This is a genomic window from Brucella sp. 22210 (genome assembly GCF_052045675.1).
In the GTDB taxonomy this organism is placed as follows: Bacteria; Pseudomonadota; Alphaproteobacteria; order Rhizobiales; family Rhizobiaceae; genus Brucella.
This window is the reverse complement of the sequence record NZ_JBQEPD010000160.1, coordinates 1-571: the sequence shown is the minus strand read 5'-3', so window position 1 is coordinate 571 and position 571 is coordinate 1. Positions and strand designations below refer to the sequence as shown.

Below are 571 nucleotides of genomic sequence, written 5' to 3'. Positions count from 1 at the left end.
TGGTGTCGTTGTTTCCGGTTCCGGGTCGCGCTTTGAGAACTTTGGAAGTGTAAGAGGTGGTGGCAGTTCGCGTGCGAGTGCTGCAGGTGTTGGTATCCGAATGGGGGCTGGCTCTTATGTCGTGAATGCCGGCACTGTAGCTCCCGGCTCGTCTTCCGTCGATGCGATTGAAGTCGTTGGCTCGAATGCAACACTTGAACTGCGTCCTGGAACGAATATCCAAGGGGGGGTCAAGGGCTATGGCGACACGAAGCTGGTGTTGAATGCCACTCAGGCAATGTCCATGGCTATGGGCAGCGGCTATGGCGGCTTTGGATCCGTTACCAAAACGGGCGCCGAGACGCTGACCCTGACCGGTGCGTCGGGAAACACTTTGCCATGGCGCATTGAGCAGGGATTTGTCTCGTTTGCGCAGGAAAACAGCTTCGGCAATTCTGCTTCGTCGGTGACCCTGGCTGGCGGCGGACTGCAGTTTGGTGCCGATATGACTGTCTCGCGCAAATATGTGCTCGAAAGCGGCAGTGCGGCTCTCGATACGGCTGGCCATGCAGTCATCCTGTCCAACAATATT

At 56.9% G+C, this 571-nt stretch carries 1 pseudogene; it reads left to right on the top strand.

Annotated features, from left to right (window positions below):
• Nucleotides 1-100: 100 nt before the first annotated feature.
• A pseudogene (locus ACTJKP_RS27140) lies at nucleotides 101-571 on the top strand (hypothetical protein); the annotation flags it as partial.